Genomic DNA, 25274 nt, shown 5'->3' on the forward strand with positions numbered 1-25274 from the left:
TCTTATTCCAACTGGCAATAAACGACCCGCCGCGGGACGCGACAGGTTCGCAATTGAGCGAAGCTTTACAGTCGACCCAAATCGTTTATCAGGGCAAGCAACATCACCCCGACTACCAAACTGATACCGATCTGGATCCCCCAACCTTGCACCCGATCCGAAAGCGGACGACCACGCGCCCATTCGATCAGGTAGAACAGCAAATGCCCCCCATCCAGCACTGGAATGGGCAGCAAATTAAGAACCCCCAGGCTAATGCTCAGGTAGGCGAGGAAATTCAGGAAATCCCCAACGCCGGACTGGGCTGAAGCGCCCGCCACTTTAGCAATGGTTATCGGTCCGCTCAAGTTTTTTACCGAGAGCTCGCCGAACAGCATTTTCTTCAACGATTCGAGGGTCAGAACACTCATGTTCCAAGTCCGCGAAAGCCCTTCGCCTACAGCCTCCAACGGCCCATAGCTGACTTCTCGGAGCATGGCATCCGGCCACTTTACTGGCTTTACGCCAGCCCCCAGATACCCGCTCGCCGACTGACCCTCGCCACGGGTGGCCAAGGTAACCGGTACATCCAGGGTCGCACCGTCGCGCTCGACCTGCAGTACAATCTTGTTACCCGCACGGCCGCGGACGGTGTCCACTACCTGCTGCCAGTCGTTGAGTGCCTTGCCATCCAGGCTCAGCAGACGATCACCGGGCTGCAGCCCTGCGGCCTTGGCCGGTCCTTTGGGGTCCAGCTCAGCCAGCACCGGCGGCAATGCTGGACGCCAAAGACGCAAGCCTAAGGAGCGAATAGGATCAGGCTCATCGGCGCCTTTGAGCCAGTTATCCAGGGTCAACACATGCGGGCTGTCAACGGTCGCGCCCTCTTCGCGCACACTGATGTGCAACTGACCACTTTCACCCAGGCGCCGAATCAACTGCAAATTGACGGCGGACCAACCGCTGGTCGCCTTGCCATCAATGGAAACAATTTCCTGGCCAGCTTTCAGGCCTGCGGCCTCGGCCACGCTGCCAGCCTCGACCGCGCCAATGACCGGACGTTCCTGCTGAGTGCCGACCATTGCCAGCACCCAGAAAAACAGGATGGCTAAGAGAAAGTTGGCCACGGGCCCCGCAGCGACGATCGCAATGCGCTGGCGCACCGATTTGCGATTGAACGATTGCTCAACCTGATCAAGCGGCACTTCACCTTCACGCTCATCAAGCATCTTGACGTAGCCACCCAACGGGATGGCTGCCACCACGAACTCGGTGCCGTGGCGGTCGTGCCAACGCAGCAATGGCATGCCAAAGCCGACGGAAAAACGTAGAACCTTGACGCCGCAACGCCGGGCCACCCAGAAGTGACCGAATTCGTGAAAGGTGACCAGCACACCCAATGCCACCAGGGTGCCGATAATCATGTAGAGCGCACTCATATCTTTCTCCGAATGACGTTCAGCCCAGCCAGGCGCCCAGCCTCAGCGCCCGTGATGGTTCAACCACTGCCCGGCCAACTGCCGGGCACGCTGATCGGCATTAAACACCGCGTCAAGCGTCTGCACTGCCACGACCGGTTCCTGGTCGAGCACAGTCTCGATCATACTCGCGATCTCCGGGAAGCGAATCCGCCGCTGGAGAAATGCCTCCACCGCCACTTCGTTTGCCGCATTGAGCATCGCTGGCGCACTGTTGCCGGCTTCGGCAGCCTGACGCGCCAAACGCAGACACGGGAACCGCTGCTCATCGGGCGCCTGAAAGTCCAGACGGGCAATCGCAAACAGATCGAGCGGCGCAACGCCGGAATCGATCCTTTGCGGCCATGCCAGGGCATTGGCAATCGGCGTGCGCATGTCCGGATTACCCAGCTGGGCCAATACCGAACCATCGACATAATCGACCAGCGAGTGAATCACACTCTGCGGATGCACAACCACCTCGACCTGACTTGGGCGCGCATCGAACAACCAGCAGGCTTCGATGAGCTCAAGGCCCTTGTTCATCATACTGGCCGAGTCGACTGAGATTTTGCGACCCATGGACCAGTTCGGATGCGCACAGGCCTGCTCCGGACTGACCTCAGCCAGATCGGCCAACGGCGTTTCGCGAAACGGTCCACCGGAGGCTGTGAGCAAGATACGTCGCACACCTACCTGCGACAGGCCACGGGCATAATCGCCGGGCAGACACTGGAAGATTGCGTTGTGCTCGCTGTCGATCGGCAGCAGTACGGCACCGCTGCGCTGCACGGCCTGCATAAACAGGGCGCCAGACATGACCAGCGCCTCTTTATTGGCCAACAGCACCTTCTTGCCCGCCTCAACCGCCGCCAGGGTCGGGCGCAAACCCGCCGCGCCGACAATCGCGGCCATCACGGCATCGACCTCAGAGGCTGCCGCCACCTGGCACAATCCGGCCTCGCCTTCGAGTACTTCGGTGGCCGAGCCTGCAGCTAGCAGACCTGCACGCAACTGCACGGCCGCCTCAGCCGACGGCACCACGGCAAACACCGGCGAATGGCGCAGGCACAGCGCCAGCAACTGCTCCAGCCGCGAGTAACCGCTCAGGGCGAACACCTGATAACGCTCGGGATGACGGGCAATCACATCCAGGGTGCTCATACCAATGGAACCGGTTGCACCCAATACGGTAATTCGCTGCACGCTGCTCACATCACGCCCCAGTTGGCTGCCCAGAGCAGCACAGCAAACAACGGTATGGCAGCGGTCAGGCTGTCGATACGGTCCAGCACACCACCGTGGCCAGGCAGCAGATTACTACTGTCCTTGATCCCGGAACGGCGCTTGAACATGCTTTCAGTCAGGTCACCGACCACCGACACCAGCACCACTACCGCAGCACCTAACAGGCCCAGCAGCAGCTCTGCGACACTCCAATCACGATTCAGGCCAACCACCAGGGTAATCACCAAGCTCAGTGCCAGGCCGCCGTAGACGCCCTCCCAGCTCTTACCAGGGCTCACCTGTGGTGCCAGCTTGCGCTTGCCGAAGGCCCGCCCGGAGAAGTACGCACCGATATCAGCCCCCCAGACCAGCACCATGACTGCCATGATCAACCAATTACCCAGCGGCCAGTGCTTGAGCAGCACCAGGCCTTGCCAGGCAGGCAACAGGATCAGCAGACCGATCAGTAAACGGCAGGCGACGCTGGACCAGAGTTCGCTGGTACGCGGATACGTCAGCACCAACCAGGTCGCCACTCCCCACCACAACACCGACGCGCCGAGCACCCAAGGCGCCAGGTCCGGCATAAGGTAGAGCAGCATCAGCAGCCCGGCCACTACAGCGGCATAGGCTACACGCACGGTTTGCGCCACCAGGCCCGCCAGGCGTGCCCATTCCCAGGCACCAAGAGTGACCACCAGACCGATGAACAGAGCGAAATCGCCGCCATCGAGCAAGAAGAAGCCACCCAGGGCGATCGGCAACAGAATCAGCGCAGTGATGATGCGTTGTTTAAGCATTAAGCACGGGCTCCAGCTTCGACCTGCTCGCTGGTTTTACCGAAGCGGCGCTGGCGCGAAGCGTAATCGGCCAGCGCTGTGCGCATGGCCTCGTGTTTGAAGTCCGGCCAGAACAGGTCGGAGAAGTACAACTCGGCGTAGGCCAGCTGCCACAGCAGGAAGTTGCTGATGCGGTGCTCGCCACCGGTACGGATGCACAGATCGGGCAACGGCAGGTCACCTGTTGCCAGGCAGGTCTGCAGCAGCTCGGGGGTGATGTCGTCCGGACGCAGGTGGCCGGCCTGAACTTCGCGCGCCAGGCGTTGGGCGGCCTGAGCGATATCCCACTGGCCACCATAATTGGCAGCGATTTGCAGGATGAAACGATTGCTACCAGCCGTCAGCGCCTCGGCCTCACGCATGGAGGCCTGCAGCTCAGGGTGGAAGCGTGAGCGATCGCCGATGATGCGCAGGCTGATGTTGTTGTCATTGAGGCGCTTGGCCTCGCGGCGCAGGGCCGACAAGAACAACTCCATCAGGGCACCGACCTCTTCAGCCGGTCGCTGCCAGTTCTCACTGGAGAAGGCGAACAGGGTCAAGACTTCGACCTTGGCCTCAGCACACACCTCGATGACCGCGCGCACAGCGTCGACGCCAGCCTTGTGCCCGGCAACACCGGGCAACAGGCGCTTCTTCGCCCAGCGATTATTCCCATCCATGATGATCGCGACATGGCGCGGCACCGATGGGGACACACCCTGTTTGGTCTTTTCCATTAAAAAAAGTCCCGACCCTTAAACGGCCATCAGGTCCTTTTCTTTCTGCTTGACGGCAACTTCGATCTCGGCCACGAACTTGTCAGTCAGCTTCTGGATTTCGTCGGCCGCACGGCGCTCGTCGTCTTCGCTGATTTCCTTCTCCTTGACCAGATCCTTGAGCTGGCTCAACGCATCACGACGGATATTGCGCACGGCAATACGACCATCTTCAGCGGCATCACGAGCCTGCTTGGTGAAGCCCTTACGGGTTTCTTCGGTCAAAGCTGGCATAGTAATCAACAGCAACTCGCCGAGGTTGGTCGGGTTGAGGTTCAGACCTGCACTGCCAATAGCCTTGTCTACTGCACCCAGCATATTGCGCTCAAACGCCACGACCTGCAGGGTACGGGCATCTTTCACGGTGATGTTGGCCACTTGCTTGATCGGCGTGTCGGCACCGTAGTAAGGCACCATGACGCCTTCCAGAACGCTAGGATGCGCCTGACCGGTACGAATTCGGCTGAATGCGTGCGCCAGGGACTCCAGCGACTTCTGCATGCGCTCTTGCGCGTCCTTCTTGATTTCGTTGATCATTTTTGAACTTCCTCGATCAGAGTTCCTTCAGCGCCGCCATGCACGATGTTCAGCAGGGCGCCGGGCTTGTTCATGTTGAAGACGCGCAGCGGCATCTTGTGGTCGCGGCACAGGCAAATTGCCGTCAGGTCCATCACGCCCAGCTTGCGATCCAGCACTTCATCGTAGGTCAGATGATCGAACTTCTCGGCATGCGGGTCTTTGAATGGATCTGCAGTGTATACACCATCGACCTTGGTTGCCTTCAATACCACGTCGGCATCGATTTCGATGGCACGCAGGCAAGCGGCGGAGTCGGTGGTGAAGAACGGGTTGCCAGTACCGGCAGCGAAGATTACGACTTCTTTGGCGTTCAAGTGGCGCATGGCTTTGCGACGATCGTAGTGATCGGTCACACCTACCATGGAAATAGCCGACATGACGATAGCGGTGATGTTCGCGCGCTCCAGGGCATCACGCATGGCCAGGCCATTCATTACCGTGGCCAGCATGCCCATGTGGTCACCGGTGACGCGATCCATGCCAGCCGCGCTGAGCGCCGCACCACGGAACAGGTTACCACCACCGATCACCAGGCCTACCTGAACACCAATACCGACCAGTTGGCCGACTTCCAGCGCCATGCGATCCAGGACCTTGGGGTCGATCCCGAACTCTTCCGAGCCCATCAGGGCCTCGCCGCTAAGTTTGAGTAGAATGCGTTTATAGCGAGCTTGATAGCCACTGCTCTGCTGAGCCATTGCGAATCTCTCCTGCGGCGTTTGTAAAAATCTGGCGGGCTGTTTTCAGCCTGCGCGTAACTCTAAGCGTGGCGCAGCTACTGCGCCAGCGAAAGGCAGTCTTGTAAACCGCTCCCGCTTTGACAAAGAGGCTGCGCGCGTGAGCGGGCAGCCTCTTCGGGGCGACAGATGTAAGTCTGTCTTACTGCTTGGCAGCAGCCAGCTGAGCGGCAACTTCTTCAGCGAAGTTGTCGACTGGCTTCTCGATGCCTTCGCCTACTTTGAAGTAGGTGAAGGAAACGATTTCAGCGCCGGCTTTCTTGGCCAGTTCGCCGACCTTGATTTCCGGGTTCATGACGAAGGCTTGCTCGACCAGCGAAGCTTCAGCCAGGAACTTCTTGATACGACCGTCGATCATGTTGGCGACGATGTTCTCAGGCTTGCCCTTCATCTTCTCTTCGTTCAGCTGCATGAATACAGCCTTCTCGCGCTCGATTGCTTCAGCGGAGACTTCCGATGGATTCAGGAACTCTGGGTTGCTGGCAGCCACGTGCATGGCGATTTCTTTGGCCAGCTGGACGTCGCCGCCCTTCAGGACAACAGCAACACCGATCTTGTTACCGTGCAGGTAGGTACCGACAACGTCGCCTTCAACGCGCACCAGGCGACGGATGTTGACGTTCTCACCAACCTTGGCAACCAGGGCTTCACGAGCGCCTTCTTGAGCGGCGATCAGCGGAGCGGCATCGGTCAGCTTTTCAGCGAAGGCTTTTTCAACGCTGGCGTTGACGAAGTTTTTGAAGTCGTCTTGCAGAGCCAGGAAGTCGGTCTGCGAGTTCACTTCCAGCAGGACGGCGGATTTGTCGTCAGCTTTGATAGCGATAGCGCCTTCAGCGGCAACGTTGCCAGCCTTTTTAGCGGCCTTGATGGCGCCCGAAGCACGCATGTCATCAATGGCTTTTTCGATGTCGCCGCCAGCCTTTTCCAAGGCCTTCTTGCAATCCATCATGCCTTCGCCAGTACGCTCACGCAGTTCTTTGACCAGCGCTGCAGTAATTGCTGCCATTTCAAATTCCTCTTGGATAGGTTTTCAACCATTCCACCCGATACTTGACGGGCGTTCAATTCTGTAAATCCACTCACCAGCACTCATGCGGTAACAAGGTTGCAACGGCGATGCTGACAAGAGGATTTCAAGGTGGCAAAAAGGGGGCCTAGCCCCCTTTTTGCGTGCCGAGTAGACGCCAGGCGTCAATTACTCAGCAGCTGGTGCGGCTTCTTCAGCGTAAACTTCAGTGCCGCCGGCAACGTTGTTGCGGCCACGGATAACGGCGTCAGCCATCGAACCCATGTACAGCTGGATAGCGCGGATGGCGTCATCGTTACCTGGGATGATGTAGTCAACGCCTTCTGGGCTGCTGTTGGTATCGACAACGCCGATGACCGGGATGCCCAGCTTGTTGGCTTCGGTGATAGCGATGCGCTCGTGGTCAACGTCGATCACGAACAGGGCATCAGGCAGGCCGCCCATGTCCTTGATACCACCCAGGCTGCGATCCAGTTTTTCCAGATCACGGGAGCGCATCAGGGCTTCTTTCTTGGTCAGCTTGGCGAAAGTGCCATCTTCGGCCTGAGTTTCCAGGTCGCGCAGACGCTTGATCGAAGCACGGATGGTTTTGTAGTTGGTCAGCATGCCGCCCAACCAGCGGTGATCGACGTACGGCGAACCGCAACGTGCTGCTTCTTCAGCAACGATCTTGCCAGCGGAACGCTTGGTGCCGACGAACAGAATCTTGTTTTTGCCCTGGGCCAGACGCTCGACGAAAGTCAGTGCGTCGTTGAACATTGGCAGGGTTTTTTCAAGGTTGATGATGTGAATCTTGTTGCGCGCGCCGAAAATGTACTTACCCATTTTCGGATTCCAGTAACGGGTTTGGTGACCGAAGTGCACACCGGCCTTCAGCATATCGCGCATGTTGACTTGGGACATGATAGTTCCTTGATAAGTCGGGTTGGGCCTCCACGTATCCCAATGACCAACCCAGGATCCGTAGATCCAAGGCACCCAGGTCATCGTGTCGACACGTGTGTGGGTTTAAGCTTTCGGGGCTATCCCCGCAAAGCGGCGCATTTTATATCACACAAGCGCAGCAAACGGAACCTGAATTAGCATCGCCCGTCAGCAGCTTTTGCGCCGCTTCTATAATCGCGCCAGAATGCCTCTATATAGAGGTTGTATCAATGCCATAGCCGCCGGAGCAGGCGCTGCTCTGATAGAATCCGGCCTTTCCCTGTTTATTTGCGCATCAATGCGCCGTAGAGAGCCTGCAATGACCGTCACCATCAAAACCGCCGAAGACATCGAAAAGATGCGCATCGCCGGCCGCCTGGCCGCCGAAGTCCTGGAGATGATCGAAGAACACGTCAAGCCCGGTGTCACCACCGAAGAACTCGACCGCCTGTGCCACGACTACATCGTCAACGAGCAGAAGGCGATCCCGGCGCCGCTCAACTACAAGGGCTTCCCCAAGTCGATCTGCACCTCGGTCAACCACGTGGTGTGCCACGGCATCCCGGGCGACAAGCCGCTCAAGGACGGTGATACCCTGAACATCGACGTAACTGTCATCAAGGACGGTTACCACGGCGACACCAGCCGCATGTTCCACGTCGGCAATGTGCCAGTCTGGGCCGAGCGCCTGTCGCAAGTTACCCAAGAATGCATGTACAAGGCCATTGAGCTGGTCAAGCCGGGCTGCCGCCTGGGCGACATCGGTGAAGTGATCCAGAAGCATGCGGAAAAGAACGGCTTCTCAGTGGTTCGCGAATTCTGCGGCCATGGCATCGGCAAAGTGTTCCATGAAGAACCACAGATTCTGCACTACGGCCGTGCCGGCACCGGTATGGAGCTCAAGGAAGGCATGACCTTCACCATCGAGCCGATGATCAACCAGGGCCGCGCTGACACCAAAGTGCTGGGCGACGGCTGGACCGCCATCACCAAGGACCGCAAACTCTCGGCCCAGTGGGAACACACCCTGGTGGTGACCGCTACCGGCTACGAGATCTTCACCCTGCGTAAAGACGACACCATTCCCCGCACGTCGGCCTGACTCAAACAGGAAAGTGACTCGATGCCCCAGGTGGATCCCGAGCTGTTCGACCGCGGCCAGTTCCAGGCGGAACTGGCTCTCAAGGCTAGCCCTATCGCAGCCTTCAAGAAGGCCATCCGCCAGGCTGGCGACGTGCTCGACAAGCGTTTTCGTGACGGCCGCGAGATCCGCCGCCTGATTGAGGACCGCGCCTGGTTCGTCGATAACATCCTGCAACAGGCCTGGAATCAGTTCACCTGGAGCGAAGACGCCGATATCGCCCTGGTCGCCACCGGCGGTTACGGTCGCGGCGAATTGCACCCCTACTCCGATATCGACCTGCTGATTCTGCTCGACAGCGCTGATCACGAAGTGTTTCGTGACTCGATCGAACGCTTTCTGACCCTGCTCTGGGACATTGGCCTGGAAGTCGGGCAGAGCGTGCGCTCGATCGATGAGTGCGCCGAGCAGGCCCGTGCCGACCTCACGGTCGTTACCAACCTGATGGAAAGTCGCACCATTGCTGGCCCCGAGCGCCTGCGCCAGCGCATGCTGGAAGTCACCAGCACCGCGCACATGTGGCCGAGCAAGGAATTCTTCCTGGCCAAGCGCGCCGAGCAGAAGGCCCGCCACCACAAGTACAACGACACCGAATACAACCTTGAGCCCAACGTCAAAGGCTCACCCGGCGGCCTGCGCGACATTCAAACCGTGTTGTGGATCGCCCGGCGCCAGTACGGCACCCTGAACCTGCACGCCCTGGCTGGCGAAGGCTTCCTGCTGGAGAGCGAAAACGCCCTGCTGGCCTCCTCCCAGGAGTTCCTGTGGAAGGTCCGCTACGCCTTGCACATGCTCGCCGGTCGCGCCGAAGACCGTCTGCTGTTCGATCACCAGCGCAGCATTGCTGCCCTGCTTGGCTTCAGCGATGACAACCCCAAACGCGCCATCGAGCAGTTCATGCAGCAGTACTACCGGGTGGTCATGAGCATTGCTGAGCTCAGCGACCTGATCATCCAGCATTTTGAAGAGGTGATCCTCGACGACGACAGCGGCAGCACCCAGCCGCTGAATGCACGCTTCCGCCTGCATGACGGCTACATCGAGGCAGTACGGCCGAACGTGTTCAAGCGCACACCGTTCGCCATGCTGGAAATCTTTGTGCTGATGGCCCAGCACCCAGAAATCAAAGGTGTGCGCGCTGACACCATTCGCCTGCTGCGTGAACACCGACATTTGATCGACGACGCGTTTCGTAATGATATCCGCAACACCAGCCTGTTCATTGAGCTGTTCAAGTGCGAAATCGGCATCCATCGCAACCTGCGCCGGATGAACCGCTACGGCATTCTCGGCCGTTACCTGCCGGAGTTCGGCCTGATCGTAGGGCAGATGCAGCACGATCTGTTTCATATCTATACCGTCGATGCCCACACCCTGAACCTGATCAAGCACCTGCGCAAACTGCAATACACCCCGGTGTCAGAGAAATTCCCGTTGGCGAGCAAGCTCATGGGGCGCCTGCCAAAGCCCGAGCTGATCTACCTGGCGGGCCTCTATCACGACATTGGCAAAGGTCGCCAGGGCGACCATTCAGAATTGGGCGCCGTGGATGCGCAGGAGTTCTGCCTGCGCCACCAGCTCCCGCTCTGGGACAGCCGCCTGATCGTCTGGCTGGTGCAGAATCATCTGGTGATGTCGACCACCGCCCAACGCAAGGACTTGTCCGACCCACAGGTAATCCACGACTTCGCCCAACAGATGGGCGACGAAACCCGCCTGGACTACCTCTATGTGCTGACCGTGGCCGATATCAACGCCACCAACCCCAGCCTGTGGAACTCCTGGCGCGCCAGCCTGCTGCGCCAGCTTTACACCGAGACCAAGCGCGCCTTGCGTCGCGGCCTGGAGAACCCGCTGGACCGCGAAGAGCAGATTCGCCAGACACAAAGCGCCGCCTTGGACACCCTGATCCGTGAAGGCACCGACCCGGACGACGTCGAGCAGCTCTGGGCGCAACTGGGTGATGACTACTTTCTGCGCCACACCGCTGCCGACGTGGCCTGGCACAGCGATGCGATCCTCCAGCAACCGGCCGATGGCGGCCCACTGGTTTTGATCAAGGAAACCACCCAGCGCGAATTCGAAGGCGGCACGCAAATTTTCATCTATGCGCCTGACCAGCACGACTTCTTCGCCGTGACTGTTGCCGCCATGGACCAGCTCAACCTGAACATCCATGACGCCCGGATCATCACGTCCAGCAGCCAGTTCACCCTCGACACCTACATCGTGCTCGACAACGACGGCGGCTCGATCGGCGACAACCCTCAGCGGGTCAAGGAGATCCGCGATGGCCTGACCGAGGCGCTGCGCAACCCGGACGATTATCCGACCATCATCAAGCGGCGGGTTCCACGTCAACTCAAGCACTTCACCTTTGCCCCGCAAGTGACCATCCATAACGACGCCCAGCGACCGGTGACCATCCTCGAACTCAGCGCCCCCGACCGCCCAGGCCTGCTGGCGCGGATTGGCAAGATCTTCCTGGAGTTCGACTTATCGCTGCAAAATGCCAAGATTGCCACCCTCGGCGAACGGGTCGAAGACGTGTTCTTCATCACCGACGCCGACAACCAGCCGCTCTCTGACCCCCAGTTGTGCAGCCGCCTACAGGACGCCATCGTCGAGCAATTGCGCGTCGACCAGGCTGCCGGGGCCACCGTTTCCCGCCTGACCATTTAACGTTTGACGAGACCTTGCGCCGATGAACACCGATTTGCTTCAGCTTCAGCCCTACCCGTTCGAGAAACTTCGCGCCTTGCTCGGCAGCGTCCAGCCTGCGGCCGACAAACGCGCCATTGCCCTGTCGATCGGTGAGCCCAAGCATGAATCGCCGGCGTTCGTCGCTAAGGCCCTGGCCGAGAACCTTCAGCAGATGGCGGTGTATCCGACGACCGTCGGCCTGCCAGCCCTGCGTCAGGCCATCACTCGCTGGTGCGAGCAGCGTTTCGGTGTACCAAGCGGCTGGCTGGATGCCGACAAACATGTACTGCCGGTCAATGGCACCCGTGAAGCACTGTTCGCCTTCACCCAAGCGGTAGTCAACCGTAGCGCCGACGGCCTGGTCATCAGCCCCAACCCGTTCTACCAGATCTATGAAGGCGCTGCCCTGCTCGCCGGCGCCACGCCTCACTACTTGCCGTGCCTGGACAGCAACGGTTTCAACCCGGACTTCGATGCCGTCTCTGCCGAGACCTGGAAACGCTGCCAGATCCTGTTCCTGTGCTCTCCAGGCAACCCTACCGGCGCGCTGGTACCGATGGACACACTGAAGAAGCTCATCGCCCTGGCCGACGAGCACGATTTCGTGATTGCCGCCGACGAGTGCTACAGCGAACTCTATTTCGACGAACAAAGCCCACCACCTGGCCTACTCAGCGCCTGCGTGGAGCTGGGTCGCAGCGACTTCAAGCGTTGCGTGGTGTTCCACAGCCTGTCCAAGCGCTCCAACCTGCCAGGCCTGCGCTCGGGCTTTGTCGCCGGTGACGCCGAGATCATCAAGCCGTTCCTGCTGTACCGCACCTACCACGGCTGCGCCATGCCGGTGCAAACCCAACTGGCGAGCATCGCCGCCTGGAACGACGAAGACCACGTACTGGCCAACCGAGATCTGTACCGTGAGAAGTTCGATGCCGTGCTGGAGATTTTGGCACCGGTGCTTGACGTGAAGCGTCCGGACGGTGGCTTCTACCTTTGGGCCAAAGTACCTGGAGATGATGCCGAGTTCGCCCGGGATCTGTTCGAGGCCGAGCATGTGACTGTGGTGCCAGGATCGTATCTGTCCCGCGAAGTAAACGGTGTCAATCCGGGTGCTGGTCGCGTGCGCATGGCGCTGGTGGCATCGCTGGCGGAGTGTGTCGAGGCGGCTGAGCGCATTCGGTCATTTATCAAACGCTAAGCGGTAAACGCCTGGCGGCGCCCTTCAAGGCGTCGCCACGATACATAGCTACCACATGACCAGGTCCTTGTAGGGGGAAACTCCGAGCTCCTCTATTTACGGAGTTTTCTCATGACCGTTCCAATCTATCCCCGCTACCGAAACCGCCTGACCGAGCAACGCTCCCATGAGCTGGCGGTGGAAGAAAATCCTCGTAACGCCGCCGCCACCAGCAGCGGTGGCCGAAAAAAACGCTCATTAGCCGTCACCAGCAGACTCTGGCAACCCGGACGAACGCTGTGGATTTCCTTTCTCGGCGCACCAGAAAGGAGCCTGAAAATGGCCATTTTCGAGCTAGCCAGTGAATGGGTAGATCTTTCGGGAGCCAATCTGGAGCTTGATCTGGCAGAAGACGATGACAGCCGCGCCCAGATCAGGGTTCTCACCGGCCCAGACGCGCAGTTTAACGAGTCCGACATCGGAACCGACGCCTTGGATCACGAAGATTACACAATATCCCTGACCGTTACTCCGGACCATCCGTACTTCAAATACGTCGTACTGCATGAGTTTGGCCATGCCTTAGGGTGCCAGCATGAGCATCAACATCCCGACGCGGACATACCCTGGAACGAAGCAGTGGCGGTGCCGCACTACATGCAGTCGCAAGACTGGACCGAAGAGGAAGTTAAGGCCCAGGTACTAGGTAAATACAACCCCAGCGGCCTAGTGAAAACGGAATATGATCGCACCTCGATCATGCACTACTACATTCCCCCGGAATTCATTCTGGGCGACTGGGACATGAAGCCAAACGTTGAACTCAGCGAGAAAGACCTGGAGTTCATGCGCCTGGCCTACCCTCATGACTGATCGGGCTGCCTGACCTGCACCCTTTCGAATGACGCATGTCGGTCCATTGCGGGACAAGCGCTTTCCTATCCCCCTGGGAAGCAGATTGCCCCGCAATGCCTGGCTACTTCACCACCCCCAGATTGGCCTCACTCATATCGAGCTCGCCGAGCACTTCCCGCACGACATCATCCCCAACCTGATGATGGCGATGCAGCTTGTACAACTCCAATCGCTGGGCCCGCAACGCTCGCAAGCGCAAGCGTCGCTCCAACTGATCCATTTGTTCGGCCAGGGCCTGGGCTTCAGCATTGTCGTCGTAAGTGTCCAACTGATGGCGGTACTCAGCCATCAAGCGTGCTTTGAGCTCTGCAGCCAGCGCCGCCTGGGCCGCATCTTGCGGTGAGCCGGGCTCGGCCAGCTCCTCGGCTTCCAGCGCATGAATGGCCGCCTCTGCTGTCCGTCGCCAGGCCTCCTTGGCTTCCTGGCGCAAGGTGTCGTCAGGGCTCTTGGTCACCCCGCGCAACAATACTGGCAAGGCAATGCAAGCGGATATCAGCGATAGCAGAATCACCCCGGCGGCGATAAAGATCAGTAAGTCCCGCTCCGGGAATGCCTTGCCCGCACTGATCAGCAACGGCACCGACATGACACCGGCCAGCGTCACGGCGCCACGCACACCACCGATGGTCAGCAACCAACAGGAGCGGGCGTCGGCCACTTCCACCAGGTCTTGCTTGCCGCGCCAGCGGCGGATCACCCCGATCAGGCGCCACACGCCTTGCACCCAGACGAAGCGCAGCACCACCAGTACCGCAAAGATTGCCACCACATCCAGGCAGCGCCACATCAACGTCGGCCACAACGAGGCTTCGTGACTGGTGACCGCCTTGATGATGTCAGGCAGTTGCAGCCCCAGTAACAGGAAGATCAGGCCATTGAAGCTGAACTCCAGCAACGACCAGACACTGCGGTTGAGCAAGCGCGTGCTGGTCTGGCGTGGCAGTAGGTCGAGCCAACTTTGCATCATTCCGGCCGCCACTGCCGAGAGAATCCCCGATGCTCCCAAGCGCTCGGCCACAACATAGGCCGCGAAGGGCAACAGCAGCATGAACACCACATGGGTAGCCGGATCATCCCAGCCACGGGCGATCATCCAGGCCCGCAGGCGCCCTACCAGCCAGCTTAGAGCCACGCCAATAGCCAGACCACCCACAGCCACCAGCACGAAGGTGACACTGGCCTCAGCCAGAGAAAACGCGCCGGTGATGGCCGCCACCAAGGCAAACTTGAAGGTCACAAGACCTGTCGCATCATTCATCAGCGCCTCACCCTGAAGCATGTGCATCAAGGGCGTGGGCAAGCGATCCTGGGTAATCGCCGAGACGGCGACGGCGTCAGTTGGCGAGAGCACGGCAGCTAGCGCAAAGGCCACCGGCAACGGGATGCTCGGCAGCAACCAGTGAATAAAGTAGCCAGCGCCAACGACCGTGAACAGCACCAGCCCCACAGCCAAGGTCAGGATCGGACCGCGCAAGCGCCATAGGTCGCGCTTGGGCATGCGCCAGCCATCGGCAAACAGCAACGGCGGCAAGAACAGAAACAGAAATAATTCCGGATCGAGGGCCACGTGCAACCCCAACGTGGGCCAGGCCAGCAATGCCCCGGCGGCAATCTGCACCAGGGGCAACGGTAACGGGATGACCCGACCGACAAGTTTGGAGACACTCACCAGCATCAGCAGGATGAGAACGGTGTAGGCTGATTGCATACGGCGTGTTCCTTCCAGTTCGAGCACAGTCAACGGCGCACCATTCGCCCATTCTGGGCATTGCCATTGAAACGACATAGTAGCCGTTCAGGCTGCAGGCGCACCGCTGCACAAAAGTCGCAGAGGCTGCCAAAACCTGTAACACAATGCTACAAAGTGCCTCGGCAAGGCCAACCCAAACCGGTTGACCGTGGCATAATCCTTCACCATTTTTTCCCAGGAGGGGCAAGACATGACCAAACGCGACACGCCATTGCACCTTTATGGAATCAAGGCCTGCGACACCATGAAGAAAGCCCGTACCTGGCTGGAAGACAAAGGCCTGGGTTACGACTTTCACGATTACAAGACCCAAGGCATTGACCGTGCCAGCCTGACCCGCTGGTGTGACGAACACGGCTGGGAAACAATCCTCAACCGTGCCGGCACCACTTTCCGCAAGCTCGAAGACGCCCAGAAGGCCGACCTCGACCAGGCCAAGGCCATTGAACTGATGCTGGCCCAACCGTCGATGATCAAGCGCCCGGTGCTCGACCTCGGCGAGCGGACCCTGGTCGGCTTCAAGCCCGACCTGTACGCAGCCGCTCTGCAATAACGCGGCGCACGCTTTCAATCAAATTCGCAAGAGGTAACTGCATGTCCACTACCCTGTTCAGCCTGGCCTTCGGTGTCGGCACCCAGAACCGTCAAGGCGCATGGCTGGAAGTGTTCTACGCACAACCGCTGATCAACCCGAGTGCCGAGCTGGTCGCTGCGATCACGCCAGTACTGGGCTATGAAGGTGGCAACCATGCCATCGCGTTCAGCAATGCCCAAGCCGCACAGCTGGCCGAGGCCCTCAAGGGTATCGATAGCGCTCAAGCCGCGCTGCTGACCCGTCTGGCCGAAAGCAACAAGCCGCTGGTCGCCACCGTACTGGCCGAAGACGCGGCCCTGAGTTCTACCCCGGAAGCCTATCTGAAGCTGCACCTGCTCTCGCACCGCCTGGTCAAGCCGCATGGCCTGAGCCTGGCCGGCATTTTCCCGCTGCTGCCTAACGTCGCCTGGACCAGCCAGGGCGCCGTCGACCTGGCAGAACTGGCCGAGCAGCAACTGGAAGCGCGCCTCAAGGGCGAGCTGCTGGAAGTGTTCTCGGTCGACAAGTTCCCGAAGATGACTGACTACGTTGTGCCTGCCGGCGTGCGTATTGCCGACAGCGCCCGTGTACGCCTGGGCGCCTACATCGGCGAAGGCACCACCATCATGCACGAAGGCTTCGTCAACTTTAACGCTGGCACCGAAGGCCCAGGCATGATCGAAGGCCGCGTCTCGGCGGGCGTATTCGTCGGCAAGGGCTCGGATCTGGGTGGCGGTTGCTCGACCATGGGTACCCTGTCGGGCGGCGGCAACATCGTGATCAAGGTCGGCGAAGGCTGCCTGATCGGTGCCAACGCCGGTATCGGCATTCCTTTGGGTGACCGCAACACGGTCGAAGCCGGCCTGTACATCACTGCCGGCACCAAGGTGAACCTGCTGGACGAGAACAACCAGCTGGTCAAGGTGGTCAAAGCCCGCGATCTGGCCGGCCAGACCGATCTGCTGTTCCGCCGCAATTCGTTGAATGGCGCTGTGGAGTGCAAGACCCACAAGTCGGCCATCGAGCTGAACGAAGCGCTGCACGCCCACAACTAAGTGGTACCATCGGGTCTGGCCTAACGCCAGGCCCGATATTCAGGTCCGATCATCATGTTCCAGCCCTCCCCGTGGCGTGCTGACTTTCCAGCCATCGCCGCTCTGCAACGCCAGCACCAGACCTACCTGGACAGCGCTGCTACCACGCAAAAACCGCAACTTTTGCTCGATGCCTTGAGCCACTATTACGGCCACGGCGCCGCCAATGTGCACCGTGCCCAACACCTTCCCGGCGCCCTGGCGACCCAAGCCTTCGAACGTAGCCGGGAAAAGGTTGCCAGTTGGCTGAATGCCAGCGACAGCCAACAGATTGTTTTCACCCATGGCGCTACATCAGCCTTGAACTTGCTGGCCTATGGGCTTGAGAGCTTGTTCGAAGCCGGTGATGAAATCGCCATCAGCGCGCTGGAACACCACGCCAATCTGTTGCCTTGGCAACAACTGGCCCAGCGCCGCGGCCTCAAACTGGTAGTTCTGCCCCTGGACGACCGCGGTCTGATCAATCTCGAAGTTGCCTTGCAGTTGATCGGCCCGCGCACCCGACTGCTGGCAGTGAGCCAGTTGTCCAACGTGCTCGGCACCTGGCAGCCGCTGGCTCCGTTGCTGGCCCACGCACATGCCCAAGGGGCGCTGACGGTAGTCGACGGTGCCCAGGGTGTCGTGCATGGCCGTCAGGACATGCAACAACTGGGATGCGACTTCTATGTGTTCTCCAGCCACAAGCTGTATGGCCCAGACGGCGTTGGCGTGCTCTACGGCCGCAGTGAAGCGCTGGCACGCCTGCGCCACTGGCAATTCGGCGGAGAGATGGTCCAACTGGCTGACTATCACCAGGCCAGCTTCCGCCCGGCGCCTCTGGGCTTTGAAGCCGGTACCCCGCCAATCGCCAGCGTGATCGGCCTGGGCGCCAGCCTCAACTACCTGGCCGGACTCGACCCGAACGCAGTCAGTGAACACGAAGCTGGTCTGCACCGCACGTTGTTGCGCGGCCTGAATGACCGTGAAGGCATTCGTCTGCTCGGCCAACCGCAACTGGCACTGGCCAGCTTCGTGGTGGACGGCGTGCACAACGCCGACCTCGCCCACCTGCTCACCGAACAAGGCATTGCCGTACGTGCGGGGCACCACTGCGCCATGCCGCTGCTGAAAAGTTTGGGCCTGGACGGGGCGATACGAGTCTCGCTGGCGCTGTATAACGACTCTGACGACTTGCAACGTTTCTTCGAGGCACTGGATCAAGCCTTGGAGCTGCTGCGATGAGCCTGCCCGATAAAGCACAGGAAGCACTGAACAGCCTCGAACAGGCGGCTGGCTGGGAGCAACGGGCGCGCCTGCTGATGCAATGGGGTGAGCGTTTGACACCCTTGAGCGATGCCGAGAAGTCCGAAGCAAACCGCGTGCATGGCTGTGAGAGCCAGGTCTGGCTTGTCGCTGAGCAGCAGGAAGGCCAGTGGCGCTTCAAAGGCGCCAGTGATGCGCGAATCATTCGTGGCTTGCTGGCGCTGCTGCTGATCCGGGTTGAAGGTTTGTCCAGCCGCGAACTCCAGCAACTGGATTTGCCCGCCTGGTTCAACCAGTTGGGCCTGGGCCGGCAACTCTCGCCCTCGCGCAGCAACGGCCTTAACGCCGTGCTGCAACGTATGGCTCAGCTTGCCGCTGGCACCTGAGCCTTGCGCTCGGAGGGGCGGCGTGCACCCCCTACCAGTTTTTCCACCGCCTTGCTGGCGGCGACCATGCCGAAAGTCGCCGTCACCATCATCACCGCACCAAAGCCACCCGAACAGTCAAGCTTGACGCCCTCACCCACAAAACTCTTTTGCAGGCAGACACTGCCGTCACCTTTGGGGTAACGCAGTTGCTCGGTAGAGAACACACAGGGCACGCTGTAGTTGCGAGTCACCGTACGGGAAAACCCATAGTCGCGTCGCAGGGTTGAGCGCACTCGCGACGCCAGTGGGTCATTGAAGGTCTTGTTCAGGTCAGCGACGCGGATCTGCGTCGGGTCGATCTGCCCACCGGCACCACCGGTGCTGATGATGGTGACCTTATGGCGTTTGCACCAGCCGATCAGTGCGGCCTTGGCCATAACGCTGTCGATGCAGTCAATGACGCAGTCAATATCTTCACCAATGTACTCCGGCAGGGTTTCCTTGGTCACGAAATCCACCACCGCATGCACCTTGCACGCTGGGTTGATCGCCCGCAGGCGTTCAGCCATGACCTCGGCCTTGGCCCTACCGATATTGCCCTCTTGGGCATGCAATTGGCGGTTGGTGTTGCTGACGCAAACGTCATCGAGGTCGAACAGGGAGATTTCGCCGACACCGCTACGGGCCATAGCCTCTGCCGCCCAGGAGCCGACACCACCAATGCCGACGATTGCCACATGGGCCTCGCGCAGGCGCTGCAGGCCGTTGTCACCGTATAACCGGGCAACACCGGCAAAGCGTGGATCATCTGTACTCATGGCCAAACCCCGAAAAAACCGGCGCGCATTATAGGCCTCTTGCGGCCCAATGCCATCCCGCTTCGGACCAGCCGCCTGCGTCGGAATTGGTAATGTCGGCGGTAATCCTGTTTTAATGTCCGATGCAATCCCTAGTCCTGGACGACAACAGCACGGGCCTTAGAACTTCAAGACATGAAGCGAATCTAACCTACTGCCGCCGACCTATTCCTACACAGCATAGGCGGATAACGAGCAGGATCCGCGCCCAGTGGCGCTCGCCCGTTCCACCTTTCGGAACCCGAACTATCTATGTCATCGCGTAAATTTGGTATCAACCTGGTAATAGTCATGGCCATCGCCGCACTATTCACCGGGTTCTGGGCGCTGATCAATCGCCCGGTTTCTGCGCCCAACTGGCCGGAGCAGATTTCTGGCTTCTCCTATTCGCCGTTCCGTCTTGGCCAAAGCCCACAAAAGGGCCAGTACCCGACTGAAGACGAACTGCGTCAGGACCTGGAGCAACTGAGCAAGCTGACCGACAGTATTCGTATCTATACCGTCGAAGGCACCCAGGCGGAAATCCCGCGCCTGGCCGAAGAGTTCGGCCTGCGGGTGACCCTCGGGGTGTGGATCAGCCCAGATCTTGAGCGTAACGAGCGGGAGATCCAGAAGGCCATTGAACTGGCCAACAGCTCGCGTAGTGTCGTACGGGTGATGGTCGGCAACGAAGCCTTGTTCCGCGAAGAAATCACCCCTGAAGCACTAATCCAGTACATGGATCGCGTACGTGCTGCGGTAAAAGTACCGGTGACCACCAGTGAACAGTGGCACATCTGGAAGGAACACCCGGAACTGGCCAAACACGCTGACCTGGTCGCCGCGCACATCCTGCCGTACTGGGAATTCATTCCGATGAAGGACGCCGGTCAGTTCGTGCTCGACCGTGCCCGCGACCTCAAACAACAGTTTCCGCGCAAACCGCTGCTGCTGTCCGAAGTCGGCTGGCCGAGCAACGGACGCATGCGCGGCGGTGCCGACGCCACCCAGGCTGACCAGGCCATTTACCTGCGCACCCTGGTCAACAAGCTCAATCGCCAAGGCTATAACTACTTCGTCATTGAAGCCTACGACCAACCCTGGAAGGCCAGCGATGAAGGCTCGGTCGGCGCCTACTGGGGGGTGTTCAACGCCGCCCGCCAGCAGAAGTTCAACTTCGAAGGCCCAGTTGTCGCCATCCCTCAGTGGCGTGTATTGGCTGTAGGTTCGGTGGTGCTGGCCATGCTCTCGTTGACCTTGCTGTTGATCGACGGCTCGGCGCTGCGTCAGCGTGGTCGCACATTCCTGACTTTTATCGCCTTTCTCTGCGGTTCGGTGCTGGTGTGGATCGGCTACGACTACAGCCAGCAGTACAGCACCTGGTTCAGTCTGACGGTGGGCTTCTTGCTCGCGCTGGGCGCGCTCGGGGTGTTTATCGTGTTGCTGACCGAAGCCCATGAACTGGCTGAGGCGGTGTGGATTCACAAACGCCGCCGCGAGTTCCTGCCGGTGCAGGCCGACAGCGCCTACCGTCCAAAAGTCTCGGTGCATGTACCGTGCTACAACGAACCGCCGGAGATGGTCAAACAGACCCTCAACGCCCTGGCGGCGCTGGACTATCCGGACTACGAAGTCCTGATCATCGACAACAACACCAAGGACCCGGCAGTCTGGGAGCCGATCAAGGCCCACTGCGAAATGCTTGGTGAACGCTTCAAGTTCTTCCACGTCGCCCCTCTGGCCGGTTTCAAGGGTGGAGCACTGAACTACCTGATCCCGCACACCGCCAAAGATGCCGAAGTGATTGCGGTGATCGACTCCGATTACTGTGTCGACCGCAACTGGCTCAAGCATATGGTGCCGCACTTCAGCGATCCGAAAATCGCCGTGGTGCAATCGCCCCAGGACTACCGCGACCAGAATGAAAGCACCTTCAAGAAGCTGTGCTACAGCGAGTACAAGGGCTTCTTCCACATCGGCATGGTGACCCGCAACGATCGCGACGCGATCATTCAGCACGGCACCATGACCATGACCCGACGCTCGGTACTCGAAGAACTGGGCTGGGCTGACTGGTGTATCTGTGAAGACGCCGAACTCGGCCTGCGGGTATTCGAGAAGGGCTACTCGGCCGCGTATTCGCACGAGAGCTATGGCAAGGGCCTGATGCCCGACACCTTCATCGACTTCAAAAAACAGCGTTTCCGCTGGGCCTATGGCGCCATCCAGATCATCAAACGTCATACCGCCAGCTTGTTGCGCGGCAAGGACACTGAGCTGACCCGCGGCCAGCGCTATCACTTCCTGGCCGGCTGGTTGCCGTGGATCGCCGATGGCATGAACATCTTCTTCACCGTCGGCGCACTGCTTTGGTCGGCGGCGATGATCATCGTGCCGCAACGGGTCGACCCGCCGCTGCTGATCTTCGCCATTCCACCGTTGGCGCTGTTCGTGTTCAAGGTCGGCAAGATCGTCTTCCTCTATCGCCGTGCGGTCGGGGTCAACCTCAAGGACGCCTTCGCCGCAGCACTGGCGGGCCTGGCCCTGTCGCACACCATCGCCAAAGCGGTGTTGTACGGCTTCTTCACCAGCAGCATTCCGTTCTTTCGCACGCCGAAGAATGCCGACAGTCATGGCTTGTTGGTGGCACTGTCCGAAGCGCGTGAAGAACTGTTCATCATGTTGCTGCTGTGGGGCGCTGCTGCTGGCATCTACCTGGTCCAAGGCCTGCCGAGCAATGACATGCGCTTTTGGGTGACCATGCTGCTGGTGCAGTCGCTGCCGTACCTGGCGGCGCTGATCATGGCACTGTTGTCGTCGCTGCCCAAGCCTGTGGATGCTCCTCAGCCGGCACAGGCTTCCTGACCTCGGGGCGGCCTTGCCGCCCTTTCGCCGGCAAGGCCGGCTCCCACAGGAATGTCATACACCCCACCTAATGTATTGGCATGTACCAAACCTGCGGGAGCTGGCCTTGCCAGCGATGAGGCCCTGACAGACTGCAGAGATCCACGGTCCTCACTCCTGCCGAATTGCTATAAGATAACCCCCCTCGAATTCGTGCCCTGCCTTGCCCCCGGAGTTCCTTCAATGACGGCCCCAGCCGACCTCTCGCCTACCCTTGAACTGGCCTGCGACTTGATCCGTCGCCCCTCGGTGACCCCGGTCGACGCCGACTGCCAGAAACAGATGATGCAACGCCTGGGCGATGCCGGTTTCATGCTGGAGCCAATGCGTATCGAAGACGTCGACAACTTCTGGGCCACCCATGGCACTCAGGAAGGTCCGGTGCTGTGCTTTGCCGGTCACACTGACGTAGTGCCTACAGGCCCTGTGCAGGCCTGGCAGAACGATCCGTTCGATGCCCTGATCGATGCTGACGGCATGCTCTGCGGCCGTGGCGCTGCCGACATGAAAGGCAGCCTGGCGGCCATGGTGGTGGCCACCGAACGCTTCGTCGCCGACTACCCGAACCACCGCGGCAAAGTCGCCTTCCTGATCACCAGTGACGAAGAGGGCCCGGCCCACCACGGCACCAAGGCGGTGATCGAACGCCTGGCGGCGCGCAAGGAGCGCCTGGACTGGTGCATCGTCGGCGAGCCGTCGAGCACCAGCCTGGTTGGCGATGTGGTCAAAAACGGTCGTCGCGGCTCGCTCGGCGCCAAGTTGACCGTGCATGGCGTGCAAGGCCATGTGGCCTATCCGCACTTGGCCAAGAACCCGATTCACCTGGCCGCTCCGGCGCTGGCGGAACTGGCAGCCGAGCATTGGGACGAAGGCAACGCGTTCTTCCCGCCAACCAGTTTCCAGATCTCCAACCTCAACTCGGGCACTGGCGCCACCAACGTAGTGCCAGGCGAACTGACCGCCCTGTTCAACTTCCGCTTCTCCACGGAGTCGACCGTTGAAGGCCTGCAGCAACGTGTCGCAGCGATTCTCGACAAGCACCAGCTCGACTGGCACGTGGACTGGGCGCTGTCCGGTCTGCCGTTCCTGACCGAACCGGGTGACCTGCTCGATGCCGTGTCGGCCAGCATCAAGGCGGTCACAGGTCGCGAAACCAAAGCCTCGACCAGCGGCGGCACCTCTGACGGGCGCTTCATTGCCACCCTCGGCACTCAAGTGGTCGAACTCGGTCCGGTCAACGCTACTATCCACCAGGTCAACGAACGGATCCTGGCCAGTGACCTCGACGTACTGACCGAAATCTACTACCAGACCCTGACCCGGTTGCTCGCCTGATGCTCACCTGCCCTCTCTGCAGCGCCCCGCTGAGCACCCTCGACAACGGTGTCGCCTGCCCGGCCGGCCACCGTTTCGACCGTGCTCGCCAGGGTTACCTGAACCTGTTGCCGGTGCAGCACAAGAACAGCCGCGACCCGGGCGATAACCAGGCCATGGTTGAGGCACGACGTGACTTCCTCAATGCTGGCCACTATGCCCCGGTGGCTCGCCGCTTGGCCGAACTGGCTGCCGAACGGGCACCCGCGCGTTGGCTGGATATCGGCTGCGGCGAGGGCTACTACACCGCGCAGATAGCCGAGGCGTTGCCCGAGGCTGACGGCTATGCTCTGGACATCTCCCGTGAAGCGGTCAAGCGCGCCTGCAAACGCAACCCGGCGCTGACCTGGCTGGTGGCAAGCATGGCGCGCGTGCCCCTGGCCGATGCCAGTTGCCAGTTCCTGGCCAGCGTATTCAGTCCCCTCGACTGGCAGGAGGCGCTGCGCCTGCTGGCCCCCGGCGGTGGCCTGATGCGCGTCGGACCGACCAACGAGCACCTGATTGAGTTGCGTCACAGGCTCTACGATGAAGTGCGCGACTATGCCGATGACAAGCACTTGGCATTGGTTCCGACGGGTATGCAGCATGCCCATAGCGAAACCCTTAAATTCCGTCTCAGCCTGGTCGATGGCAAATCCCGCGCCGACCTGCTGGCCATGACTCCTCATGGTTGGCGGGCCAGCGCAGAAAAACGTGCCGGCGTCATCGAGCAAGCCGAGCCTTTCGAAGTCACGGTATCGATGCGTTACGACTATTTCGTGCGCCAAGACTGAGCACACCCGGAGCCCCCAATGCGCCAACCCGATATCGAGATTTACCTCAAAGACGCCGACGTCGACCACAAGCAGATCGCAGCCTGGCTCACCGAAGCCCTGGGCCCTTGCAGTGACTGGGTACAAAAAGGCCAGACCTACAAGTGCAAGGCCGGTAACATTCCAGTTACCTGGTTACCGAAGGCTGTAGGCAAATGGAACAGTCTTTACCTGGAAAGCGACCAGACTCCATGGGATGACGACATTGCCTGCGCGCGTGCAGCCTTCACGGCCCTGAACGTCGAAGTGCGCTGTGCCCCCGGTAGCTGGGTCGAGGAAGAAGGTGAAGAAGATGCTGATCGCTGGATCCGCATCAGCGCCGACGGTGAAGAGGAAATCACCTGGCGTACCAGCTGAGGCCAGTTCTACGAAAGGCCCGTCCCGGTTGTCCGGCGACGGGCCTTTTCGCTTATGGACCCAGGCTCAAGGCCTGTGGTCCGGTGCTTACAGCCCGATTACGTCTTCGGCCTGCAGGCCTTTCTGGCCCTGCGTCAGACTGTATTCGACCTGCTGCCCCTCAAGCAGGGTGCGATGCCCCTCACCGCGAATGGCACGGTAGTGAACGAACACATCGGCACCACCTTCACGCTGAATGAAGCCATAACCTTTGGCGTCATTGAACCACTTAACACTTCCAGTCTCACGAGACGACATCTGAACTACTCCGGGTTTTTATTTTGGAATCGCCTTGCAAGCAGAGAATCACCTTCCTCCGCTGACACAGCTTGAGCATTACGCCTGCAAGCTGCGGACCGAGTATATGACAGGCTTGAAATATTTTTTATGACGGGCCAGCTTTTTGCTGAACTTGCGCAGATACGGCACACTAACCAACTGAGCAATCACTCGAAAAATTTACCCAG

23 protein-coding genes are annotated in these 25274 nt (G+C 60.0%); 12 read left to right on the forward strand and 11 right to left on the reverse strand.

All coding sequences use genetic code 11. The features are described 5' to 3' along the window. Positions 1–65: 65 nt before the first annotated feature. The 8 genes from rseP to rpsB form a co-directional block, all read right to left on the reverse strand. Complete coding sequence (rseP, locus tag CX511_RS20420; RefSeq protein WP_045189672.1) at positions 66–1418, reverse strand: RIP metalloprotease RseP; 1353 nt, start codon at positions 1416–1418, stop codon at positions 66–68. Between the two features lie 42 nt (positions 1419–1460). Continuing rightward, positions 1461–2651 carry a 1-deoxy-D-xylulose-5-phosphate reductoisomerase gene (gene ispC / locus CX511_RS20425; protein WP_101292636.1) on the reverse strand — a complete coding sequence of 397 codons (1191 nt, stop codon included), beginning with the start codon at positions 2649–2651 and terminating at the stop codon, positions 1461–1463. After that, entirely contained in the window at positions 2648–3463 is an 816-nt protein-coding gene (locus tag CX511_RS20430; protein ID WP_045189668.1) for a phosphatidate cytidylyltransferase, read from the reverse strand. Before CX511_RS20430 ends, ispC begins: the two co-directional genes overlap by 4 nt. Beyond that, complete coding sequence (gene uppS, locus CX511_RS20435; RefSeq protein WP_045189664.1) at positions 3463–4218, reverse strand: polyprenyl diphosphate synthase; 756 nt, start codon at positions 4216–4218, stop codon at positions 3463–3465. Before uppS ends, CX511_RS20430 begins: the two co-directional genes overlap by 1 nt. An 18-nt stretch (positions 4219–4236) precedes the next feature. Next, a complete protein-coding gene (frr, locus tag CX511_RS20440; protein WP_038996742.1) occupies positions 4237–4794 on the reverse strand; it encodes a ribosome recycling factor in 558 nt (185 codons plus the stop codon). Then, positions 4791–5534, reverse strand: coding sequence for a UMP kinase (gene pyrH / locus CX511_RS20445; RefSeq protein ID WP_045189662.1), 744 nt, complete (start codon positions 5532–5534; stop codon positions 4791–4793). Before pyrH ends, frr begins: the two co-directional genes overlap by 4 nt. Positions 5535–5715: 181 nt before the next feature. Continuing rightward, complete coding sequence (tsf, locus tag CX511_RS20450; RefSeq protein WP_045189660.1) at positions 5716–6579, reverse strand: translation elongation factor Ts; 864 nt, start codon at positions 6577–6579, stop codon at positions 5716–5718. Positions 6580–6768: 189 nt separating this feature from the next. After that, entirely contained in the window at positions 6769–7503 is a 735-nt protein-coding gene (gene rpsB / locus CX511_RS20455) for a 30S ribosomal protein S2 (protein ID WP_038614011.1), read from the reverse strand. A 340-nt stretch (positions 7504–7843) separates the two neighbouring features. On the opposite strand from rpsB, the gene map reads away from it, so the two are divergent. The 4 genes from map (at position 7844) to CX511_RS20475 (ending at position 13415) form a co-directional block, all read left to right on the forward strand. Further along, entirely contained in the window at positions 7844–8626 is a 783-nt protein-coding gene (gene map / locus CX511_RS20460) for a type I methionyl aminopeptidase (protein ID WP_045189657.1), read from the forward strand. 21 nt (positions 8627–8647) lie between these two features. Beyond that, positions 8648–11347: a [protein-PII] uridylyltransferase gene (locus CX511_RS20465; protein ID WP_045189654.1), complete on the forward strand. Its 2700-nt coding sequence runs from the start codon at positions 8648–8650 to the stop codon at positions 11345–11347. A gap of 22 nt (positions 11348–11369) precedes the next feature. Beyond that, on the forward strand, positions 11370–12563 hold the full coding sequence (gene dapC / locus CX511_RS20470) for a succinyldiaminopimelate transaminase (RefSeq protein WP_045189652.1): 1194 nt from the start codon (positions 11370–11372) through the stop codon (positions 12561–12563). Positions 12564–12674: 111 nt separating this feature from the next. Then, a complete protein-coding gene (locus CX511_RS20475) occupies positions 12675–13415 on the forward strand; it encodes a M12 family metallopeptidase (RefSeq protein WP_143527718.1) in 741 nt (246 codons plus the stop codon). 103 nt (positions 13416–13518) lie between these two features. On the opposite strand, the gene CX511_RS20480 is transcribed toward CX511_RS20475, so the two are convergent. After that, a complete protein-coding gene (locus CX511_RS20480; RefSeq protein WP_101292640.1) occupies positions 13519–15165 on the reverse strand; it encodes a Na+/H+ antiporter in 1647 nt (548 codons plus the stop codon). Positions 15166–15397: 232 nt separating this feature from the next. Here CX511_RS20480 and CX511_RS20485 point away from each other — a divergent pair, with 232 nt between their 5' ends. From CX511_RS20485 to CX511_RS20500, 4 genes are read left to right on the forward strand one after another with little or no spacing between them, the layout of a single operon-like run. Further along, on the forward strand, positions 15398–15760 hold the full coding sequence (locus CX511_RS20485; RefSeq protein ID WP_045189645.1) for an ArsC family reductase: 363 nt from the start codon (positions 15398–15400) through the stop codon (positions 15758–15760). Positions 15761–15801: 41 nt separating this feature from the next. Beyond that, positions 15802–16836 (forward strand): 2,3,4,5-tetrahydropyridine-2,6-dicarboxylate N-succinyltransferase, encoded by a 1035-nt coding sequence (dapD, locus tag CX511_RS20490; protein ID WP_101292642.1) that lies wholly within the window; start codon positions 15802–15804, stop codon positions 16834–16836. A 54-nt stretch (positions 16837–16890) separates the two neighbouring features. Further along, entirely contained in the window at positions 16891–18096 is a 1206-nt protein-coding gene (locus CX511_RS20495; protein WP_101292644.1) for an aminotransferase class V-fold PLP-dependent enzyme, read from the forward strand. Beyond that, the gene (locus CX511_RS20500; RefSeq protein WP_101292645.1) at positions 18093–18503 is read left to right on the forward strand and encodes a SufE family protein; all 411 of its coding nucleotides are present in this window, start codon (positions 18093–18095) and stop codon (positions 18501–18503) included. The genes CX511_RS20495 and CX511_RS20500 overlap by 4 nt, the downstream gene beginning before the upstream one ends. On the opposite strand, the gene tcdA is transcribed toward CX511_RS20500, so the two are convergent. Continuing rightward, positions 18482–19303: a tRNA cyclic N6-threonylcarbamoyladenosine(37) synthase TcdA gene (gene tcdA / locus CX511_RS20505; protein ID WP_045189637.1), complete on the reverse strand. Its 822-nt coding sequence runs from the start codon at positions 19301–19303 to the stop codon at positions 18482–18484. The two genes, CX511_RS20500 and tcdA, sit on opposite strands and share 22 nt — an antisense overlap. Before the next feature lie 291 nt (positions 19304–19594). On the opposite strand from tcdA, the gene CX511_RS20510 reads away from it, so the two are divergent. The 4 genes from CX511_RS20510 to CX511_RS20525 all read left to right on the forward strand — a co-directional run bounded on the left by CX511_RS20510 (position 19595) and on the right by CX511_RS20525 (position 24768). Continuing rightward, positions 19595–22186 carry a glycosyltransferase gene (locus tag CX511_RS20510; RefSeq protein WP_045189635.1) on the forward strand — a complete coding sequence of 864 codons (2592 nt, stop codon included), beginning with the start codon at positions 19595–19597 and terminating at the stop codon, positions 22184–22186. Positions 22187–22408: 222 nt separating this feature from the next. Next, entirely contained in the window at positions 22409–23560 is a 1152-nt protein-coding gene (dapE, locus tag CX511_RS20515) for a succinyl-diaminopimelate desuccinylase (protein WP_045189633.1), read from the forward strand. Continuing rightward, positions 23560–24372: a putative RNA methyltransferase gene (locus tag CX511_RS20520; protein ID WP_045189630.1), complete on the forward strand. Its 813-nt coding sequence runs from the start codon at positions 23560–23562 to the stop codon at positions 24370–24372. Before dapE ends, CX511_RS20520 begins: the two co-directional genes overlap by 1 nt. An 18-nt stretch (positions 24373–24390) precedes the next feature. Further along, a complete protein-coding gene (locus CX511_RS20525; RefSeq protein ID WP_045189629.1) occupies positions 24391–24768 on the forward strand; it encodes a hypothetical protein in 378 nt (125 codons plus the stop codon). Between the two features lie 87 nt (positions 24769–24855). Here the strand turns inward: CX511_RS20525 and CX511_RS20530 are convergent, their stop codons facing one another. Next, positions 24856–25065, reverse strand: coding sequence for a cold-shock protein (locus tag CX511_RS20530; RefSeq protein WP_045189627.1), 210 nt, complete (start codon positions 25063–25065; stop codon positions 24856–24858). Positions 25066–25274: the final 209 nt, after the last annotated feature.

This window comes from Pseudomonas sp. S06B 330 (assembly GCF_002845275.2).
Lineage (GTDB): Bacteria > Pseudomonadota > Gammaproteobacteria > Pseudomonadales > Pseudomonadaceae > Aquipseudomonas.

Coding starts and splice junctions, on each gene's coding strand:
- dapE (WP_045189633.1), top strand. CDS start 22,409: ATGACGGCCCCAGCCGACCTCTCGCCTACCCTTGAACTGGCCTGCGAC.
- uppS (WP_045189664.1), bottom strand. CDS start 4,218: ATGGAAAAGACCAAACAGGGTGTGTCCCCATCGGTGCCGCGCCATGTC.
- dapD (WP_101292642.1), top strand. CDS start 15,802: ATGTCCACTACCCTGTTCAGCCTGGCCTTCGGTGTCGGCACCCAGAAC.
- rpsB (WP_038614011.1), bottom strand. CDS start 7,503: ATGTCCCAAGTCAACATGCGCGATATGCTGAAGGCCGGTGTGCACTTC.
- map (WP_045189657.1), top strand. CDS start 7,844: ATGACCGTCACCATCAAAACCGCCGAAGACATCGAAAAGATGCGCATC.
- dapC (WP_045189652.1), top strand. CDS start 11,370: ATGAACACCGATTTGCTTCAGCTTCAGCCCTACCCGTTCGAGAAACTT.
- CX511_RS20525 (WP_045189629.1), top strand. CDS start 24,391: ATGCGCCAACCCGATATCGAGATTTACCTCAAAGACGCCGACGTCGAC.
- CX511_RS20500 (WP_101292645.1), top strand. CDS start 18,093: ATGAGCCTGCCCGATAAAGCACAGGAAGCACTGAACAGCCTCGAACAG.
- tsf (WP_045189660.1), bottom strand. CDS start 6,579: ATGGCAGCAATTACTGCAGCGCTGGTCAAAGAACTGCGTGAGCGTACT.
- tcdA (WP_045189637.1), bottom strand. CDS start 19,303: ATGAGTACAGATGATCCACGCTTTGCCGGTGTTGCCCGGTTATACGGT.
- CX511_RS20475 (WP_143527718.1), top strand. CDS start 12,675: ATGACCGTTCCAATCTATCCCCGCTACCGAAACCGCCTGACCGAGCAA.
- rseP (WP_045189672.1), bottom strand. CDS start 1,418: ATGAGTGCGCTCTACATGATTATCGGCACCCTGGTGGCATTGGGTGTG.
- CX511_RS20480 (WP_101292640.1), bottom strand. CDS start 15,165: ATGCAATCAGCCTACACCGTTCTCATCCTGCTGATGCTGGTGAGTGTC.
- CX511_RS20430 (WP_045189668.1), bottom strand. CDS start 3,463: ATGCTTAAACAACGCATCATCACTGCGCTGATTCTGTTGCCGATCGCC.
- CX511_RS20510 (WP_045189635.1), top strand. CDS start 19,595: ATGTCATCGCGTAAATTTGGTATCAACCTGGTAATAGTCATGGCCATC.
- CX511_RS20465 (WP_045189654.1), top strand. CDS start 8,648: ATGCCCCAGGTGGATCCCGAGCTGTTCGACCGCGGCCAGTTCCAGGCG.
- CX511_RS20495 (WP_101292644.1), top strand. CDS start 16,891: ATGTTCCAGCCCTCCCCGTGGCGTGCTGACTTTCCAGCCATCGCCGCT.
- CX511_RS20485 (WP_045189645.1), top strand. CDS start 15,398: ATGACCAAACGCGACACGCCATTGCACCTTTATGGAATCAAGGCCTGC.
- pyrH (WP_045189662.1), bottom strand. CDS start 5,534: ATGGCTCAGCAGAGCAGTGGCTATCAAGCTCGCTATAAACGCATTCTA.
- frr (WP_038996742.1), bottom strand. CDS start 4,794: ATGATCAACGAAATCAAGAAGGACGCGCAAGAGCGCATGCAGAAGTCG.
- CX511_RS20520 (WP_045189630.1), top strand. CDS start 23,560: ATGCTCACCTGCCCTCTCTGCAGCGCCCCGCTGAGCACCCTCGACAAC.
- CX511_RS20530 (WP_045189627.1), bottom strand. CDS start 25,065: ATGTCGTCTCGTGAGACTGGAAGTGTTAAGTGGTTCAATGACGCCAAA.